We start from the raw sequence: 19,894 nt of genomic DNA, 5'->3' as shown, positions 1-19,894 counted from the left end.
ATCTTTGTGTTTTTCTCTACTTTCGGGTTACTTTTCTAAGTCCGGTTTCGTTTACTCTCTGGTATTATGATTACATTACAGGTAATTCATTCAGATTGTTTTATAAACCAAAGAAACCCGCACCATGATGTGCGGGTTCTTTATATGTTCTGACTAAATTTACAAAGAGACCGGCGTCTCTTTCCTATGGCTAAAGGGCATAACAAGGAACAGGAACGAGCTTACGGCCAGCAATTCTGCAATCCCGATGACTGTTCCCATAGGTGCAGCAGTCGTCCCGTCTCCCAGGCCCACGAGTGGACTTGCGGCTGCGCCTAATAACAAAGGCAGTAATCCAAGAAGCGCGGACGCACTGCCTGATGTATGAGCTGCTTGCTTCTGCATCGCCAGTGATGTTGTCGTTGCACTGACCATGCCGACGGCAGAAACAATCAGGAATAACATCGGGGCAATCAGCAGCAATCCCCCGCCGAGCCAGGTGATTGCGAACAGCGAAGTCCCGCCAAAGGCCGCAATGATGAGACCCGTTGTCAACAATTTGGTTTCCCCTGCGCGAGAGGCCAATCTACCCGTAATTTGAGAGAACAGCACAATGCCAACCCCATTAACGGCAAAGAACAGGCTGTACATTTGCGGCGATACGCCGAAGATATCCTGCAGTACGAACGGTGATCCTGAGATATACGCAAACATCGCGGCTGATACGAACGCTTGGGAGAGCGCATAGCCGACAAATACGCGGTCCCGAATCAGCGTACCGAAAGTACGGAAGGTTTGTTTGATCCCTCCATTGGCCCTTTTCTCTTGATTGAGCGTTTCCGGAAGACCAAACCATACCGCGAGCAGCATAAGCAGTCCAATCAGGAACAGGACAACAAAAACGCCGCGCCAAGAGACAAAATTCAGGATAAACGCACCGAATACTGGAGCGATAATGGGCGCTAATCCATTGATCAGCATCAGCAATGTAAAAAATTTGGTCAGCTCCGAACCGGTGTATAAATCCCGGACGACAGCCCTGGATATGACAATACCGGCTGCTCCGCTTGCTCCCTGTACAAATCGAAGTGCAACCAGAACCCATATACTTGGGGCAAACGCACAGAGTAAAGAGGTAACCGAATAAATAATCAAGGATATGATGAGTGGTGCTCTTCTTCCCCGAATATCGCTGAGTGGGCCTGCTACAAGCTGTCCTAGTGCAAGACCAAGCAAAAATGCCGTCAGGCTTAATTGGGCCAACGATGCTGGCGATCCCAAACTCTCGGAGAGTTTAGGAAGTGCAGGTAAATACATATCAACGGAAAGTGGCCCGAAAGCCGAAAGAGATCCGAGAATCAAGGCAAACTGAAGCCTCTTCCTGCGAGATAGAACCATGGTTGAACCGGCTTCTTTTGTGGATATTGACATACGATCTGTTACTTCCTTTCCTGCAACACATTGATGCATGAGTATGAACTTTGTGCAAAACCATGTTGGATTGTTAAACAACTATCCTATCATAGGATATATTTCGATTGATTGCCATCCAAATTTTCTAAGCCAGTGGTATCCGCAAGGTAAACGTCGTGCCGATCCCTAGCTCGCTGTGAACCGTTATTCTGCCACCATGGTCCTCTACAATTTTTTGACACAGGGACAGTCCTAAGCCGGTTCCTTCTTCTTTGGTTGTAAAGAACGGATCAAAAATCTTGATCAAATTTTCAGCTTCAATGCCTTTTCCGGTATCCTCAACTTCCACTACAGCCATTCTTTCTTCCGTCCTGAGCGAGAGTCGGACTGTGCCGGTGTGCTCCATCGCTTGAAAGGAATTGCGGATCAAGTTGATGAGCACCTGGATGATCTTATCACGATCCATGAGAATCTGAATCGGCTCATCGCTTAAGTCCAGTCTAAATAAATGACCGCGAGAAGCGGCTTCGGATTCACACAAGGAGTAGACCCGGGTCAAGCAATTCGTTAGTGATTCAACCCTCATATTGCTGGCATGCGGCTTGGAAAAGTGCAAAAATTCTGCAGTCAGCTCCCCTACCCGCGTGATTTCTCCCATAATGACCTCATACCAGGGCTGAATGTTATAACCTTGATTTTTGGAAAGTTGGATGAAGCCTTTAATGGACGTAAGCGGATTCCGAATTTCATGGGCCATTCCGGCAGCCAATTCCCCGACCATCTTCATCTTTTCCGTTCGGATCATTTCCTCCTGGCCTCTCATCCAGGAATTGCGCCGCATTTGAAATATCCGGTCTTCAGCCGTGCTGATCATCTCTTGATAAGTTAAGGCTTCGTGCGGGTAACAAGTGATGCTATAAGTCACCTGTACGCCGATACTCTCAAAATTGAACAAGCTGCTATCGATGTTGACATGCTCGGGGAGCAGAACAGCAAAGCGATCCCCTGCATACCGGGAGGCTGCCAGCATATCGCTCAGGAACAGCTTGCGCAGCGCACGTGAAAAGCTGATCAGAATCTCATTAGCTGTAGAGATGTCCTTCGCATTTAACGATTTGAAATTATTGATGTCCAGCAGCACCAACTGGAAGGGCTTGTTCAACTCAACGAGATGCTGGACTTTATGCAAATATCCATCATAATTCAGAAGTCCCGTCAAGGGATCGTGATATGTCAGATAATCGTTTTGCTTATATAACTTCTTCTTCTCCGATTCAAGAAAGTTAACAAAGTGAAAAGAAACCACGATGACAAAGGATGACAAACAATCAAATACAGCGACCAGTATGTTGTACTTTGTAATCGGCACATAAGTCAGACGAATGATGGAATATTGAAGGATCATAAGAAGGCACAGCGGCAACGATTCTATGAAACGCTCTTTTTTATGAATAAGGTTGATGATAAGTATGTAATACAACAAGATACACCAATTCAATTGGCTGGCAAAATGAAACGCCCCGAGAAAGAGAAACTGAATATTGCGAAGCCATTCGAATTTTCGATCAAAAAAAACGGATGCAAACAGTAACGATGCCGTGAGCAGCATCAAAGGGATTGACGTTTGATATCCAAGATAAACCGATGACACCATAATAAAAACCGATATCAATGGAACAAATAGGAGCTTAAGTACTATAAAAGACAAGCGAATCACTCCTAAACCACTATTACTGGCGCAAAATGTAGAAATCACGGAGGCAAGTTTCACCAAATATGGTACACCATATGTATGCGTCTGAACAGCAGGAAAACACGACTTCATAAAAAAGCAACCGTGAATCTCTTTCAGGAAATCGTGTTCATTCCTGCTAACAAGCTCGATTTCCGGCTAGATTTCCTTGTACCGAATCGATATGAACTGATGGGTTGTTGGATGAAACGCTACGGTCACATATACGCCGAATTCACGAGCCCCCTCCTTAAGCCAAAGTTTAAACTTTTCCTCCGCCAGTTCACTAGAGATCGTGGTTCTTCCCATATAGAGGTAGTCGACTACATCCATATTGTATTTACGCTTTGCTTCCGTGACGGCAAACGCTCCCCACTTGGCGTAAGCAGGGTCTTTGCTGTTCACCGCATAGGACAAGGACTCTGCAATTTCTGTCAATTCCTGCTTCCTGATTTCTGATGAAGCGCCATTTGCGGCAGTTAAAAGGTATTGCCAGTTCCCCTTTTCCACTACTAACAGTTGCAGCGTATTGATCGGCCCCTTGAAAAAATTTACGGTTGTATGATCTGTCAGCTCCGATTCCTGAAATGATAGATGTTTCAACCGCTGTTTATTCTCCAGCGGATATAATTCGATTTTGTAGTCATTATCAGGTTTATATCGGTTAAGATAATGAATCTCCAAATGCTCGTCCAATCCGCCCTCCATGTCATAACAGCGGCCATACTGATGCGTGAAAGCGACGGGCGGCAACTGCGGCGGTAAATAGACGGCTGTACCGAAACGTTTCTCGCATGCCCTCACAGCCTCCTCCACAAGCTCACCACCGGATTCAAAGATACCCTGCTGATCATAAGAATCCTGAGGGTTTTTAATCCCTTGATCATGACCAGAACTAATCCCAAGCGATAAAACACCGGCTATTAAGATACTGCCCAGCATAGTAAACCTCCTCTTTACACCTCTAGTTAAAGCTGGCTTCGTCTCTCAAGCCTAAGATTCCCGCTAACGGTCTTCCTAATTCGATTCGAGATGGGATTCGTTGGATAAATCCAGTGCAACGTACGCACACTATGACAGACTATGCAGGAATCCGAGGTGTAAAGACGTGGGAATGAAGCAGAAGTTAAAGTCCATCTTTCTAGTCAATCATGAGCATGCTGAAAAAGGTCCGGTTCAAGATAATCAACAGGACCCACATCCCCAGGAGGGAGCAACGCTGACACTGCAGCATATCATCGATCAATTTGATCATGCTGCCGATTTTGTCCATAAATCCTATCTTAATAAACGTCTGCATGTTCTGTATTTCAGTCATTTAATCAATGAGGACCGGCTGGAGCGTGATCTGCTTCCCCCTGTGTTGACCACTGAAGCGCCGCTTGCGTTGTTAACGGAACAATCCCAATTTAAACCGGTAACGGATACCAAACAATGCGTTGAAGGCATTCTTAGCGGCATGGCGGCTATCTTTTACGAGGAAAATGCATACATGATCGATGTCATATTCCCGGTGTCCCGTACGGTTGCAGAATCCGAAACGGAATCCATCATTATTGGGCCGCACGAGGCGTTTACCGAGCAGGCTTACACGAATCTGTCTTTAATTCGAAAGAGAGTTCAGAGTTCTCATCTCAAAGTCATTAAACTTTCCGTGGGAGAAGTCACAAAATCCGATGTCTATGTTCTGTACGTCAAGGACATCACGAATGAGAAATATGTTAATGAAGTGATAAAGCGAATAAAGGATATTGAAATCGATGCTATACATGATACAAACATGCTAATTCAGTGCATTGATGACGCTCCGTATTCGATCTTCGCACAATTTCTGACCACCGAGCGGCCGGATACGATTGCATCCAAGCTGGTTTCAGGTCGAGTCGTCGGGATGATGGACGGGAGTCCAACTGCCTTCAGCGCTCCGGTCAACTTTTTTGAGTTCTTCTCATCCTCCGATGATTATTACCAGAGGTGGAGCATTGGTACGGCGACCTTGTTCTTGAGGTTTGCAGCGCTCATCATCACGGTGACGTTGACGGCCCTTTACGTCTCGGTGACCTCCTTTCACTATGAGATGATTCCACAGAATCTGCTGCTGACATTAACCGAGTCCAGAAGCAGAGTGCCTTTCCCACCAATATTTGAAGCGCTTCTGATGGAGACAACCATTGAGCTTCTGAGGGAGGCCGGGGCCAGACTGCCCACCAAGATCGGTCAGACCATTGGTATCGTGGGCGGTATCGTCATAGGACAAGCTGCCGTGCAGGCAGGATTAACCAGTAACATTCTGATTATCGCCGTCGCATCCTCGGCTATTGCCTCCTTTGTTATTCCCAATTATGTCATGAGCGCTTCTTTTCGCCTGCTCCGATTCGGACTCATCATTATGGCAGGATTTTGGGGCAATTTGGGTCTGGCCTTTGGACTGGCGTATATCGTCATTCACCTTAGCGGTTTGACGAGTATTGGCAGCTCTTATTTATCGCCGATTGCTCCTTTTGAGCCCTATGATTGGAAAGACGTATTTATGAGACTGCCTTTTTCCGCCCTGGCCAAGCGGCCAACTCAAGTTAAAGCGAGAAACAAAGTGAAGTTAAAAATGAAGAGGTGAGGACAATTGAAAGAAAAACTATCCCAATTTCATACAGCCATCCTCATCTATATGATTCAAACGGGCGTCTACGTATTCAGCATCGCACAGATCGAAGCCCAGTATTTCGGGACAAATGGCTGGCTTATTGTGATCCCGGTATCCATTCTGATCTGTCTCAATATTTACCTAATATATTGGGTGTATCGGCTGGGCAAAGGGCAATCGATCTTTGAAATACTGGAGAAAAGCATCCCTAAGTTCATCCTGGTCCCCTTCTATCTGGCTTTTAGCATGGTATGGGCACTAATTGGCTGTCTTGTTGCCAAGGAATATGTACTGATTTTTCAGATGTTTGCCTTTCCGACAACCGACCCGATGGTATTCAAGATTGCGATCGATGTTCTAGCCTTTATGCTGCTGACCAAAGGACTCTATAACATTTCCAAGGCTTCGACCGTTTTCTTCTGGTGCACCATTTGGATGAGTTTGCTGCTTATTTACTATACAGGGGAATTCAGATTTGAGCGTTTAACGCCTTATATTTTTCAAGACAACAGCAACATGACCGAAGGATTCTTTCATATCTATTTGGCATATATGGGGTACGAGCTGTGTTTACTATTGTTTCCCTACACCGATAAGAAGACAAAATTGTTCAGGGCCGTTATTTACGGACATCTTATACGTACAGTATCCTATGTTCTCTTGGGTTTTGTCTCGTTCGGAGTCATTGGCAGCGATATGCTGAAGGTTATGTTGTTTCCATTACTCGACTTATTGGCATACATCAAGCTGCCGTTCATGGAACGAATTGAGAATCTCTTCTACGGCTTCTTCCTGTTCACCACCATCATCACCCTCGTCCTGTACTTCTGGGCAGCCGGTGAGAGCACCCAACGCGTTTTCCCGAAGATCAAAATCAATGTCCACTATTTCTTTATCATTCTTTTTGCCTTGGGCATTTCCTATATTCCAACCGTATTGAATACCATCCGGGAATGGATTTTGTATCTGGGTTATATCCAGATCGGATTCGCTTATGTCGTACCGGGTTTATTAATCATTCTGCTGCTATGGCAGCGTCGAAAAAAGGCAGCGTGATGGATATGCTAAAAAAATGTACATACTTGCTCCTCCTGCTGTGTATCATCCCTCTATCAGGTTGCGGAGATCAGCGGATTCTGGAAGATCTGGGTTTCATCCAGACCACCAGTTATGATTTGCTGCCGGATGGCAAGCTAGCCATTACGGTCTCGATTCCGCAAGCGGATCCGGAAACTAGCGCTAAACGGGAGGTACTGACGGCGAACGCCGAAAGCAGCAAAGAAGCGAAAATGATCATGTCCCGGAGAACGGGAATGCTGCTGGTAAGCGGACAAATCCGCAACGTCTTGTTCGGTCTTTCGATGGCGGAAAATGGACTGCACGGACATCTGGACACCTTGTTCAGAGATCCCTCCATTTCATCACAGGTCAAAGTGAGTGTGGTTGAAGGAAATGCAGGCGAGCTGTTGATCGACGATTACAAGCAGCATCCGCGTACAGGCCGATATATCGACATGCTGCTTGAAAAAGAAGCGCTGGGGCAGACGATTCCAAAGGTAACTTTATTCAACTTTGCCAGGGATTTTTTCGATCAGGGTGTAGACCCCGTTGCTCCGATTCTGAAGAAGCATGAGAATAACTACATTACGACGAATGGAATCGCATTATTTCGAGATGATCGTTACGTTACGAAGATCGAACCACAGGACGCCATGGTCTTTGCATTTCTAAAGGGTAAATTCAGAGATGGCCAAATTAATATTGAACTGTCGGAGCCTGGCGACACGAAGGAAATTGTCATGTTCAGTTCATTGATCAGCTCGCGTAAAATTAAAGTCATCCGTGGAGCTCAAGGCGTTGACAAAGTTACGTATCATATTAAAGTGACCGGCACTGTCCTGGAATACATTGGCGATGCCAGATTGAGCAAGGATCAGGAACGGCATGAGCTGGAGAAGCGGATCAGTAAGTATATTTCGAAAAAAGGCGATGCGATCATTACGCTCATGAAACAGCATCAGGTGGATAGCCTGGGAATAGGAACGGTTGTCCGCAACCGTATTGGCTATGAGCAGTGGAAAAAGATGAATTGGCGACAGGAGCTTCAGAAGATTCCGGTGGAATGTTCGGTTGAAGTGCATATTAAAGATTACGGCAAGTTCCGATAAAATGGGAAAGGCCCGAATAATGCATGAGTTGCTTGGTATGCAGCTCATGGTTTTTTTCTCCATCAGAAGTTTCTTAGCAGCGAATGCGAGCATGCCGTCTGAAGATCCCTCCAGCAGCGATTGATATCGGCGTCTTCCATCGCAGCGGATAAACCCAACAGCGGGAACATCTGCTGGCCGCAGGATAACGCGGTTTGGGCTGCCGCTATGCTGCGGGCGGTTACCTCTACTTCCGTTGCATTTGATATTTTACCATTACGCAGCAGCTCCTCCCATGAGCTTTCCACCGTTTTATAAAAATCCGAAACAGATAGCTCCAAAGCAGCCTTACGCTCCTCCAGCTTGCTGAACACATGAGAAGAGCTTCCTCGCTGTGTCGCAAGCGATTCCGCGGCCTCAAGGAAATGCTCGGCGATGCCTGCAGCGACGCAAGCAAAAGATACTTGGGCAAACGGCAGGAAGGGATATTGATAGATCGTTTCGTTCTCATATGCTTGGGTTTCCGTAAGGGAGAACGTCATCTCCACCGGCACGAACGCCTCCACGGCGGATATTGTATGACTCGCCGTTGCCCTTAGTCCGAAAGCATTCCAATCCTCCAGAATCTTGATTTGATCAGGATTCAGGATAAAGGATCGAATACGGGACTCGTCCTGGTCCGCAGTCGGCACATCAGCTGCATCCTGTACCGCGGAACCCGGTTCAATCACTGCATTGGCCGTAAAGGTCGTTGCATGGGTAGAACCGCTGCAATACTTCCAGCTGCCGTTCACAATATATCCGCCATCGACCTGTCTTGCCGTACCTGTTGGCATCCCGCTGCCCGCAATCACGGCTTCGCGGTGCGCGAATACGCGGCGGCTCACCTCCTGGCTCATCAGCGCCGCAAAGAAACCTCCACCTGCACCAATCGTAACCAGCCATCCCAGGTTGCCGTCGATCCTGGCACTCTCCTGAAAAATGCGCGCAGCCTCCGGCAGTGAGGTCATTCTTCCTTCAAGCTCATCGGGCACAAACAAGTGAAACAAACGATGATCGTATATTGCTGCCAACACTTCGGGGGTTACTTGTCGGCGCTTGTCCATTTCAAGCGCTTGTTCTCTTATGGTTTGAATCTGCTGTGCTGTAAATAACATAACTCCACCACTTTCCACTTTCATTTTTCGGTCTGAATGGATAACGATTGAAACCTTGTACGAATGTGCTTCCGCTATTCTTTCGGGGCCGTTTCATCGACCTAGGTTAACACCTTCTCCAGGGAACCCATCAAGGATATACGTTGTTCTTGATGATGTTGATACGAACTCATAAAGTCCTCGATTTGAGATTGTATGCTGGTCGTAACAGCTTCCTGGTTGGAGGAAACAGATGCTCCCAGACCCTCTGCATCCAATTGGCGTAGTTCTTCCATGAATCCACTCTCTGCAATGTTAATTTCCATCATCTCATGCAGCAGCGACTTCAGCTTCACGATCTTAGCCAAGCGTTGTTCATGGCTCCACTGTTCCTCGGAAGTCGATGCATCCACAAGTGATATGCTGTAATTTCGCATGGAATCCAGCTCGCCGGAGTAGGTTAATGCGCCTTCCTGAATCAGGTGACGAACCCGATATTCGATAAAAGAGTCGGAAACGGTTAATTCACCCATTCCGATCACCTCGCCAATAATGCGGGCTGATTTCTTGAAGAACCCATGTCTGGCCTCAAGACGATAAGCGGCTTGAAGTATATCTACATCATAGTAAGATTCAGGAACGGTGCACAGCCGCTCGCCTTGAAGGACGCGCAGGAACCCATCGTCGTTTACGAGACGCTGCCAATCCGCACGATAGCCAGCCTGATCCTGCGGCGATAATGGAACTTGCTCGGCTGTATCCAGCGCGATTTTAAGTTTATCTGAAGTCATCTCAAACGTTCCCCGATACCAACTGTTTGGATCCTGCTGACGATGAACGCTTGTCGCATTTACCAATATGACATCTGGATGATCTGGTATCAAAGACAACAACCTGCGTAAGCCTAGCTGTTCCGAAGCGGAATCGCCAGCCCATATCAAGCACGGCATCTCGGTCAGCTGCTGGGGCCAGGTCAGCCAATCGAAGGCGGCTTGCAGCATCGTTAATTTTCTGTCTTCCGCATGCGCAATGCTGTATCGTTCCTGAAACCACTTATTTCGGGTAGAGAACGAACGGGAGAAATCATGGTCTTGGGGAAGCGGCCCTACCATAAGGTTATCGCCCAATGTAACCACGATCTCTCCCGGTTTCGAGCGCAGCATCATCTTTAACGACCCTGCCGTTGAATCATCGAAGGCAATATGGACACGTGATACATTCCGGCGATGAATCGGGGATTCGTGCAGGTAGGCTTCATTCCCCAACGCCCACTCTTTATCGAATAACTGGAGAAAGAGCTCGAGACTTTGATGCTTGCCATCTGCCAGCAGCCTTGCCGATTCCGTATTCATTTTATCCTTCAGCTTCAGAAGCTTTTCATGGAAATGGTTAACGGCCGTGCTTTTGCCTTTTCGATATTCCTCTTGTGTCATATGCTCCCGAAGGGAAATGTATGGATCGTACATGCTCTGTCCCTTCCATCCGGAATAAGCGAAAGTACGGGCAATCCCGATTGCACCAATCGCATCCAGACGATCTGCATCCTGTACAATTCGCCCTTCCAATGTACGCATGGCGCTCCCCGTTCCGCCTGAGAACGACATCGTACTAATAATCTCCAACACGTTCTCCTGGTCAGATGCTTCAACACCGGCATGGTTCAACCATTGCTGAACCCGCTCGTAACCCGCTTCCTTCGATTCATTCAGCTTCTCATCAGCAACGTCATGCAGGTAGGCTGACAACTCACATATGTATGCATTCGCCCCTTCAAGATAAGCTAGGAGTCGGGCGATGCGGGTGACACGCTGAACATGCCACCAATCATGACCGCTGGAATCTTGTCCATGCACGGAACGTGCAAAATCTTGAGCTTGCTGAATGATATGACTATGAGTCGATTTCATCTGATTTATTTTCCCCCATCTAAAGGTTCCGGCTTTTGCCTCTAGGTTCTATTATTCCCGATTTACTAGAGCGTCGCAACTTAGAGAATGTTATAGGCTGTTGTATCCGCCTAGCGCTTGCGGGCATACGATAAACAGGATTGGGTTAACGAATAGGGGTTAACAACGGCCAAGATAAGATAGAAAGGAACTGAACGGTTATGCTGGTGTTTATTCTTCCAGGTTCATATCCCCATTTAAGCGAGAATACCGCTGCCTCGATAAAACGCGTTTTCTCCGATGCCTTTCCTGTGATAATTCCTAGCGAAGAAGTGACCGCATCGTTCCTGAATGAGACAATTGCCCGGGAGATTGGACCGTGGTTCATGACGCTCCATGCCGGAGATACCGTCCAGCCTCATGCCAAGGCAGAGATTGAACGGTGGCTGAGTTCCTGCAACGACTACTCTGCCGGCTATATCACGAATACCGCTTCGAATATAGATCAGTTGTCACCATCCAGGAACAGTTACGGTCCACTTTTACGGATTCCCCGTGGTCCGCTGTTATGGCGCACAGAAACTATCATGACAGGACAGACACCGGGTTTTAGAACTATTGAACAGCAGCCATTCCAGAAGTACGTATTGATCGATAAACAATTCGAGTTATCCACGCGGTATGAATGGACGGAAGTTGATTCCGATGGAATCTTATACCTTCAACGCAAGGCTCCCCCCTGGATGAAAGAAGCTGAGGAATGGCATGCCTTATTCCCTCTTCTCCAAGCCGGTGTCCAATGCCAATCACAGCCACCGGTTATTGACTGCCCTCCTCTAGTGACTATTGCTTTGTGCACCTATAATGATGGAGCGTATCTTCCTTGGGCTGTGCGGTCCGTATTAGCACAAACCTTCGGAGCATGGGAGCTTGTGATTCTCGATGATGGGTCAACCGATGCAGAGACCGCACATTATCTGATGAGACTGCCCCAGGATCCACGCATTAAGTTGATTCGGCAAGAAGAGAATATAGGCAAATCACGAGCTCTGAACAGAATATTGAATATAGCAACTGCCCCCTGGTTATTGGAGCTGGATGCCGACGACTGGCTTGCTCCTGATGCGCTGGACATCCTCCTGAGGGAAGCTCGCAGCCAACAGGATGCCGCCGTCGTGTATGCTAATCATACGGAATGGCTGGAACGCGCGAATAAACAACTCGTGTATCAAGGAGTTAAAGCAGCGCCTTCCTCCTTGTCTCCGAATATGTTGTTGCACGAGGCCCCAGCCGTAGCTCCGCGCATGTTTAATGTTCCTATACTTAAACAGGTCGATGGCTGGGATCCTCGCACTCTCTTTGAAGGGAGATTGTATGAGGATATCGGACAATTAATGAAGCTATCCGTTACACACAAGCTATGCCACGTGGCGGATGCGTTGTACCACCGAAGACTAAGAATGACCAGCTTGACGCATCGACACCCCCATCATTACTTGAAATGGAAGAATTCCATTATTGACAAGACCGAAACATGGAAACATGACAATCCTTCAGAGAGGCAGAATGCGCACGAATGAAATACTCTCATTAAGCACAGTGACTACTTGAGAGGTAGGGATATAGTTCGAGCTTACCACTTCCACTGTAATTAGTCCGTCTGCTGAGGATCGTAACTGACCTTGCAGAAATTGATTGACCTGAACAACCTCTACCCTTCTGCCCACGAAAGTAGCCAGAATTTCTGAAAAGTCCATACTATCTGCTTCCTCCTCTCTTTTATCAAGCGATAGACAAGATACTGCGAAGCGGGATTATGACAATGCTACCGTTCGGCTCTGCAATCTGAACATAATCTTCTCCAATCGCGATCAGTGTCCCGAATATGGTGCCTGCCGTTGTTTCCACTGTAATCCGGCTGTTCAGCCTGCCTCTTAAAAAAGCAATGACGCTGCTGCCTGGACCTGCACCTGGTCCTGCACCTGGTCCTGCACCTGGTCCTGCTCCTGGTCCTGGTCCTGCCCCTGGACTTGATCCACCTCGTAAACTGTTCACCTGCTCTTGAAGCGCATTTAGCCGTTCATTCAATCGAACAATCTGCAATCGGATTCCTGCAATACTGCGGATGAGCCTTCGACGCAGAGATATAAATTTACTCCATATCGAATGCGAGGTTTGTTTACGCTTTTTCTTTTTTCGGACTGTGATTCCTTTGCATCCCCCACCGAGATTCCTGTTCCAGTATCTCCTCACAAGTGTCCCCCCTTTTGTTTAGTCATTGGTACCTTATGTGAAAGCCGGGACAATGGTAACCTGGACGGTCAAAGATAAGGAAATTGCCTAATTCCTGGACACTGGAAGCCAACAATCAGCGGTGCGCTTTCCGATCATTTCCGGTTTTTCCCCTTCATCTGGTGTTCTACCCATACAGATACTTGGAATGATACATAGTTTGTTAAATAGACCCTTGCACCAGAGAGGAGGCTAACCTTGACTAAAATCAAGCCTTACCGCCGACGTAAATCTCCAACCCATCGCTCAGCCATGCGTCAATGGAAACAGCGCCAACTTGCCCTGAAAAATTTCCGGAGGAAGCGATCGGCTCCACCTACAACTCCCGCTTCCATATTACCAATGACATACGCGCGATCCATACAACTAATGGAACAGGTTCCTGTCCAGTCCGGGGACATAAACATGCCCGCTGGCGAGCAGCCTGAGCCCGGTACGATGCCGTTGTACGACATCATGCGGTTTCCCGTCATTGATTGGCAGTTCCGATGGCAGCGCCCCCAGCAGATGTCAGAGCAATTCGCTCAGAAGGGACATCGAGTGTTCTACGTAAATCCCGAGATTGTTGGGTTAGGAAAAGAAGACGCGTCAAGCGAAGAAGTCAGCCGTCAAGTTAAGGTTAAAAATATTGATCGAAATATATGGCTGGTCACCTTATGCGCCAATCAGCCTTTGAATTTGTACCGGGATCGAATGGAATATTGGGATATCCAATATTTGAAGTGGGCGGTAGAGCATGTAAGGGATAAATTTGGATTATCCCAACTGGTCTCCATCGTGGATCTTCCATTCTGGACTCCACTCGTTACCGCTATGGATCAGCATCATATCGTCTACGATTGCATGGATCATCATGCCGGTTTCTCAACGAACGACAAGACGATGCTCCTGCTGGAAGAACAGCTGCTTCGGGAAGCGGGGCTCGTGGTAACAAGCTCCCAGCATCTCTATGACCGGGCCTCCCAGTACAATCCTTCCGCTGTACTTATCCGCAATGCAGTGGATACTGCTCACTTCTCGAAGCCGCCTGATGAGGGGCTGCCAGAACTTGAGTCTATTCATCAGCCGATAATTGGTTACTACGGGGCGATATCCGACTGGTTTGACATTCAGCTGATGGAGTCACTCGCCAAAAGTCGGCCGGATTGGACGTTTGTCCTCATTGGAAATACTTTCGGCTGTGACACCTCGGGGATCAAGGAGCTGAGTAACGTATTATTGCTGGGTGAGAAGCCGTATCATGAACTCCCTGCTTATCTGCATCGCTTCCAGGTCGCTTTAATTCCGTTCAAGAAGAACGAGCTGACGCAAGCTACCAATCCCGTTAAGCTGTATGAATATTTGGCAGCCGGCAAGCCGGTCATCTCTACGGAACTTCCTGAAGTGATAACCGTTGCAGATCACCTGGTCACGATTGCGGATACTCCCGCGCAATTCGAAGCGGCGATTGAAGCTGCCCTTCGACAGTCCGAGCATAGCGTCATTGAACAGCGCCAGCAATTTGCCGAACGCAACAACTGGGATCATCGATATGAAGTGCTCCATGGTAATATCATGCGGTACCTGTTCCCCAAAGTCAGTGTCATCCTGGTTGTTCATAATAACTGGTCTTATACACAGCAATGCCTTCATCGACTCCTTCAACCGGGTCATTATCCGAACCTGGAGATTATCATCGTTGATAATGCCTCAAATGATCAGACACCATCCTATCTTAGGAGTCAAAATCATCCGCTGATCAAAGTGATCACCTCGCCTACGAATCTCGGTTTTGCCGCTGGCAACACGCTGGGATGCACGCAATCAAGCGGAGAATTTATCATTCTGCTCAATAATGATACGGTGGTTCCGGATGGAAGCTGGATCTCGCGGCTGCTGAGACCTTTTCAGAAAGACGAAATGTTAGCTATGACAGGTCCAATGTCAAATCACGTGGGGAATGATCAAGCGTTGGATCATTTTATAGGGGATGCTGTCCAAGGCGCTCATCCCCGCTGGCTAAGCGAATTCTACGAGCGTTACCGGCGAAGATATCGTTATACCGATCTGCTTGGATTTTTCTGTGTAGCCATTAGGCGGAGTGTGTGGGAACGTGTGGGGGCACTGGATCCCGCTTATGGACTCGGGATGTTTGAAGACGATGATTATTGTGAACGTGTCCGGAATGCAGGGTACCGCCTGGCCATCGTGGAAGACGCCTTCGTTTATCATCACGGGAGCGTTACGATCAAGAAGCTTAAGAATCATGTCTATAACGAGTTATGGAATAAAAACAAAGCTTACTATGAACAAAAATGGAGCAAACCGTGGAGATCGCCAAAAGGACCGGATAGCCTTTTCCATATGGTAGAACGTCCGGATGAAATCGCGTCCAGAATCAATCAAGCTGGAACAAAAGTGGTGCTGGTGCTCGGTCTTACCGTTTGGGAGAACAATCCCAGACGCTGGCAGCAGATTGTGAAGGGTTTGAGCGAGGACGAACATCTGCTTGTGATTGTGTATACCCATGTATATCATGGACATCTCATCGTAGGGACCCGAAAAATAGGTCCGCGGCTGTATTTTACAAACCGGATTGATCTGTTCTCGGAGGTTCGATTTGATCAAGTCGTTTATTGCGGCTCTACCGATGTCCACTCAAAGGTCCACTCCGATCATTATTGGGTCGATTCCCTAAGCTATCATGAAGAGCAGCTCAATTCCTTGCTAACCCAAATATCCAATCTGCAGGTATTGGACCGGATCGGAGCGACTCAAGCAGTCAGCCACTTATGCTCGTCTGTCCATGCTGCAACAGAAATAACAACCAAATAATAAAAGCAACCCCTTCAAGATGACTGATTCTACAATCAGATCATGGAGGGGGTTTTTCTTGATTATTCGGTTAAGATCCCAAAGCATCCCGCCGATTTAGATAGTTCATGATAACCTCAGGATGCTCGCCCTCATAAGGCTTTGTGACGATATCATAGGCTTCAGGCTTGAATGTCCAATCGGGCTGTCCGAGATTCATTCCCACATTGACATCGGCTCGGCGATTATCATTGAACTTGATTTTGTTGCCAAGTGCATAGTGGTAGTGATACACGTTCACATCGCTTCGCCCACGGGGAATACTCCATATACTCCGGCCTTCGGCTGCTTCCAGCGTGCAGTGATGCTTCTCGTCACGGTAGCGTATTCCTTGTTTGGCCCGCCACATTCGGGTGATATCATTGGACCAGCGCTCATCGCCAGGGCTATTCATCCGAATCGTCCAAGGATCGCCCCAGAAATTAACGAAGGGAAACTGATAGATATCCACATCTTGTCGGTTCACGAGCTCCGGCAAAACATCAGCGAATCGATCATCCATCAGCTCGTCGATATCCAAATTCATGATCCAATCTCCTTGAGCCTGATCAATCAAAAAATTACGGACCACGGATTCGTTCCAATCCTCGGTGTATGGCATTCCGCTCTGCTGGACATGGAACAGTCGAATCGCATAGCGCTGCTGTAGGCGCTCGATCTCCTCGATGGTCCCGTCGGTACTTCCGCCGTCGGCAATAATAATCTCATCCGCGTAACGGATGGCACTTTCTACATACAATGGAACGAAAGTGATTTCATTTAATACCGGTACAATAACTGACAGCCTCATAAGCTTTTCGCTCCTCCTTATTGAGAAGATAGTTCCTGAATCAACAGCCGCATTTCTTTCGGATTGCCGCGCGCCTTTAGATAGCGCAGATACATCGCATAATTGGAATCGTAATTGGGATTCCCGTCAGGTCCTACGAATGGATGCCAAAAATGAACCATTTCCCCTTTCAAGCGGATATGGTGACCGACTAGGGTATCCAGCGCATAGGCGAAGGCCTCATCTTCCCCGCCCCAACCGACAAATCGTTCATCATATCCTCCTACCGTTTCAAAGGCTTCGCGGCCAAGTACATTAAATCCGCCAACAAATGCGGTCGCCTGCTCCGCGGCAGTTTCAGTTTTAACGGTCAATGGCCATATGTTTGCTTGCTGCTGCAGCAGATACGATGTTTCTTTGGATAAACGAAGGATCCGACTAAAGGGAATCAGCCACTGCCCGCTGTTCACGTAAGTAATGGATTCCCTCAACAAATTCGGGTCGTAGACGATATCGCTATCCGCAATCACGATAATGTCTTTGGTAGCCTGGTGATACGCACGATTGATCGCCCTGGATCTGCTGAAGAGCTGCCTTGCGTCCGTTGTTTCGCCTACACATACCTCGACTTCCGGCATCATCCGTGCATAGAAGCCCAATACCCACTCAAACGCTGAATCTCTAGGTCCATTTCCATCCGATTGATACGGAATCAGCACGGATACTCGATCTAACACAGGCTCCCCTCCTTCACGGCTGCCTCTCCCATTGGAATAACACCCTTAACCAGCGTTCTATCACTTGTTCTATCGTCCAATATGACTCCATGTAGCGTCTGCACTGCTGTCCGATGTCTGCCAGCTTACGCTGCTGTCCCATCCATTGATAGATTATGTTGATGAAATCCTCCGGATTGTCACTGTCCAAGATCAAGCCGTGGGCATCCGGATGAGCCGCAGCCTTGATATTCCCCACATTTGTTCCTAACACGGGCACCCCGCAAGCGTAGGCCTCCAGTGCAGGAGCTGCGCTGCCCTCATTTGCCGAAGTGATGAGCAGCAGGTCCAGCTGATGATAAAATTTAGGCATCTCTTCATAGGAGTATGCCCCGGCCGTTTCAACAAATCGAATCCGTTCATCATGGAGGAAGTGGTCACGGATATGCTTATATAATGTAGCGTAATTTTTGGATCGTTTCGCAGGATCTCCAGCCCAGCCTATGACAAACGGAGCAATGCCCCTGCTCAATATCATGGATGGTTGGAATAACCGATGGTCGACAAAATGCCCGATATATTCCACGTTAGCCTCCGGAGCCACCTGTCTAAGCGTTCGAGTCAGCTTTTGGTTCATCGCACCCATTACGCCGATTCGGGGAATGACCAGCTTGAGAAACTCCGGGTCGGGGATCAGTTCATCATCGATCCATTCGCGAAAGGTTTCGTAATTCTGACTGAAATAATAATAAGAGACCGCTGCCGAGGCATCGATACGAATATGCTTGAAAATACAATAGGCTGCAATTCCTAAGCACATTGCTCCAATCCGGTCATAGGCCTGATTAATATCCTCACTGCTGTGCCCTTCCAAATACCGATCCAATTCCTCGATGGACATCAGATCAAGGGAAGGGAGAAACTGTTGAACGACCTTTGCATGCTTACCTAAAATCCACCACTCCACATCATAGATCAGCAGATGCCTTCCCATGGGACGAACACTCCTTTATGCTCATAGTGAATTATATTCGTTCCGAGGCCGCCAAGTTTGTCGCTGCGGCATAAATGATGAATTTGTCCATATTTCACGATACAAAAGAGCCGCCCCATACAGATAAGTTCTGTATCGGCACGGCTCTTCCTACGGAGTGCAGTTCATGGTGGATCGAGATCGATTTATACTCTTTTATCCACGATATGCTCATTTATACTGAATGAATCCTTGGAGCAAAGCTTGCATCATTGCAAAGACCAGCTCGGAGTCCTGAAGCTCATTCTCCTCGAATCCGGTGCAGGCATTCCTTTACGCTCATTCTTACTACGTCGATGTCCTCGTACCCCTCGAGCTGCTGATCCGCTTGACTGATTACCTCTTCCGTATAATAAACATGGGCAATCTCATTGCATCTCCAGGACGCCGGATACAGCTTGCCCAGATAATGAAGCTTGCCGCAGGTGCAGCCCGTTTCCTCCAGCATCTCACGGCGTGCTGCCGATTCCAAGTCCTCCTCCGCGCTTACGCCACCACCGGGTAACTGAATGACGTAGTCATCCACGGCGGCGCGATATTGACGGATCAGCAGCAGTTGATCGCCATGTTTAGCCAGAACAACAACGGACACATGATTCTCTTTCGTATAATACACTTTACCTGACGCTTCCTCGTAAATCGCAATTCCGTTATGACGGATCAACAATTGGGTATTATCCATGCAGGCAGAAGCTCCTTAACAATATAATAGATTCAGACCTCGAATTCATCTTTGAGGATGGAGAATAAATAGGAATCATGGTAAGCCCCTTTAAACCATAGGTGCTGACGAAGATGCCCTTCCTGCTTCATTCCGATATGGCACATAACCGCAGCTGACCCGATGTTTCCCGGCCTGCAGGTGGCGTAAATCCGATGAACTCCCAGCTCCTTAAAACCAAAACGACACATGAGGCTAGCCGCTTCCGTAGCATAACCCTGGCGCCAATAGGCGGAATTCAAGCAGTACCCAAGCTCTGCGTTTGTCTTGGATCGATGAAGACCTACACCGCCAATTAAATGGCCGCTTTCTTTCAGCACGATCGCCAGTTCATAGCTGTCACGGGGGCTCTGCTCTTTCATTTGGTGGATTTCCCTTAAATATTCTAGAGTTTCCTCTTCCGTATTCGGTCCCCACATCGTATACTCGGTCACTAATGGGTCAGAGGCGTAGGCATGAATACTGGCAAAGTCCGCCTCTTCAAAATCCCGGATCACCAGTCTTGTTGACTCCATCTGCATATGTACTCACTCCTTGAAATAGCCTTCATCACAACACGGCATTTTTTTCCTGATT

16 protein-coding genes are annotated in these 19,894 nt (G+C 47.8%); 5 read left to right on the top strand and 11 right to left on the bottom strand.

The window, feature by feature from the left end:
* Positions 1–159: 159 nt before the first annotated feature.
* From DP091_RS19940 to DP091_RS19930, 3 genes are all read right to left on the bottom strand, one after another.
* Complete coding sequence (locus DP091_RS19940) at positions 160–1,410, bottom strand: multidrug effflux MFS transporter (RefSeq protein WP_113059924.1); 1,251 nt, start codon at positions 1,408–1,410, stop codon at positions 160–162.
* Between the two features lie 127 nt (positions 1,411–1,537).
* Positions 1,538–3,100, bottom strand: a complete 1,563-nt coding sequence (locus DP091_RS19935; RefSeq protein ID WP_113059923.1) for an ATP-binding protein — start codon at positions 3,098–3,100, stop codon at positions 1,538–1,540.
* 183 nt (positions 3,101–3,283) lie between these two features.
* On the bottom strand, positions 3,284–4,066 hold the full coding sequence (locus DP091_RS19930) for a YqzG/YhdC family protein (RefSeq protein ID WP_113059922.1): 783 nt from the start codon (positions 4,064–4,066) through the stop codon (positions 3,284–3,286).
* A gap of 166 nt (positions 4,067–4,232) precedes the next feature.
* Here DP091_RS19930 and DP091_RS19925 point away from each other — a divergent pair, with 166 nt between their 5' ends.
* Genes DP091_RS19925 through DP091_RS19915 form a run of 3 tightly spaced genes read left to right on the top strand, consistent with a single transcriptional unit; the run spans position 4,233 to position 7,933 of the window.
* Positions 4,233–5,738, top strand: coding sequence for a spore germination protein (locus DP091_RS19925; protein ID WP_113059921.1), 1,506 nt, complete (start codon positions 4,233–4,235; stop codon positions 5,736–5,738).
* Positions 5,739–5,744: 6 nt separating this feature from the next.
* On the top strand, positions 5,745–6,821 hold the full coding sequence (locus tag DP091_RS19920; RefSeq protein ID WP_113059920.1) for a GerAB/ArcD/ProY family transporter: 1,077 nt from the start codon (positions 5,745–5,747) through the stop codon (positions 6,819–6,821).
* Entirely contained in the window at positions 6,821–7,933 is a 1,113-nt protein-coding gene (locus DP091_RS19915) for a Ger(x)C family spore germination protein (RefSeq protein ID WP_258394629.1), read from the top strand. The genes DP091_RS19920 and DP091_RS19915 overlap by 1 nt, the downstream gene beginning before the upstream one ends.
* A gap of 62 nt (positions 7,934–7,995) precedes the next feature.
* Here the strand turns inward: DP091_RS19915 and DP091_RS19910 are convergent, their stop codons facing one another.
* Both DP091_RS19910 and DP091_RS19905 read right to left on the bottom strand, forming a co-directional pair.
* A complete protein-coding gene (locus tag DP091_RS19910; RefSeq protein ID WP_258394628.1) occupies positions 7,996–9,069 on the bottom strand; it encodes an acyl-CoA dehydrogenase family protein in 1,074 nt (357 codons plus the stop codon).
* 101 nt (positions 9,070–9,170) lie between these two features.
* Positions 9,171–10,955, bottom strand: a complete 1,785-nt coding sequence (locus DP091_RS19905) for a DUF3658 domain-containing protein (protein ID WP_113059918.1) — start codon at positions 10,953–10,955, stop codon at positions 9,171–9,173.
* A gap of 200 nt (positions 10,956–11,155) precedes the next feature.
* Between DP091_RS19905 and DP091_RS19900 the strand changes: the two genes are divergently transcribed.
* A complete protein-coding gene (locus DP091_RS19900) occupies positions 11,156–12,514 on the top strand; it encodes a glycosyltransferase family 2 protein (RefSeq protein ID WP_113059917.1) in 1,359 nt (452 codons plus the stop codon).
* 202 nt (positions 12,515–12,716) lie between these two features.
* Here DP091_RS19900 and DP091_RS19890 read toward each other — a convergent pair whose 3' ends face one another.
* Positions 12,717–13,037: a DUF2642 domain-containing protein gene (locus DP091_RS19890; protein WP_258394627.1), complete on the bottom strand. Its 321-nt coding sequence runs from the start codon at positions 13,035–13,037 to the stop codon at positions 12,717–12,719.
* 387 nt (positions 13,038–13,424) lie between these two features.
* On the opposite strand from DP091_RS19890, the gene DP091_RS19885 reads away from it, so the two are divergent.
* Positions 13,425–16,040 carry a glycosyltransferase gene (locus DP091_RS19885; protein ID WP_258394626.1) on the top strand — a complete coding sequence of 872 codons (2,616 nt, stop codon included), beginning with the start codon at positions 13,425–13,427 and terminating at the stop codon, positions 16,038–16,040.
* 70 nt (positions 16,041–16,110) lie between these two features.
* Here the strand turns inward: DP091_RS19885 and DP091_RS19880 are convergent, their stop codons facing one another.
* The 5 genes from DP091_RS19880 to DP091_RS19860 form a co-directional block, all read right to left on the bottom strand.
* Complete coding sequence (locus tag DP091_RS19880) at positions 16,111–16,869, bottom strand: glycosyltransferase (RefSeq protein WP_113059914.1); 759 nt, start codon at positions 16,867–16,869, stop codon at positions 16,111–16,113.
* A 17-nt stretch (positions 16,870–16,886) separates the two neighbouring features.
* Positions 16,887–17,585 (bottom strand): galactosyltransferase-related protein, encoded by a 699-nt coding sequence (locus tag DP091_RS19875; RefSeq protein WP_113059913.1) that lies wholly within the window; start codon positions 17,583–17,585, stop codon positions 16,887–16,889.
* 13 nt (positions 17,586–17,598) lie between these two features.
* Complete coding sequence (locus DP091_RS19870) at positions 17,599–18,558, bottom strand: glycosyltransferase family 4 protein (protein ID WP_113059912.1); 960 nt, start codon at positions 18,556–18,558, stop codon at positions 17,599–17,601.
* A gap of 280 nt (positions 18,559–18,838) precedes the next feature.
* Positions 18,839–19,279, bottom strand: coding sequence for an NUDIX hydrolase (locus DP091_RS19865; RefSeq protein ID WP_258394625.1), 441 nt, complete (start codon positions 19,277–19,279; stop codon positions 18,839–18,841).
* A gap of 32 nt (positions 19,280–19,311) precedes the next feature.
* Positions 19,312–19,839, bottom strand: a complete 528-nt coding sequence (locus DP091_RS19860) for a GNAT family N-acetyltransferase (protein WP_113059911.1) — start codon at positions 19,837–19,839, stop codon at positions 19,312–19,314.
* Positions 19,840–19,894: the final 55 nt, after the last annotated feature.

It is taken from the genome of Paenibacillus sp. MDMC362, assembly GCF_003269305.1.
In the GTDB taxonomy this organism is placed as follows: domain Bacteria; phylum Bacillota; class Bacilli; order Paenibacillales; family Paenibacillaceae; genus Paenibacillus_AQ.
Note: the sequence above shows the minus strand (reverse complement) of the source record. Positions and strands in the feature narration are given on the sequence as shown.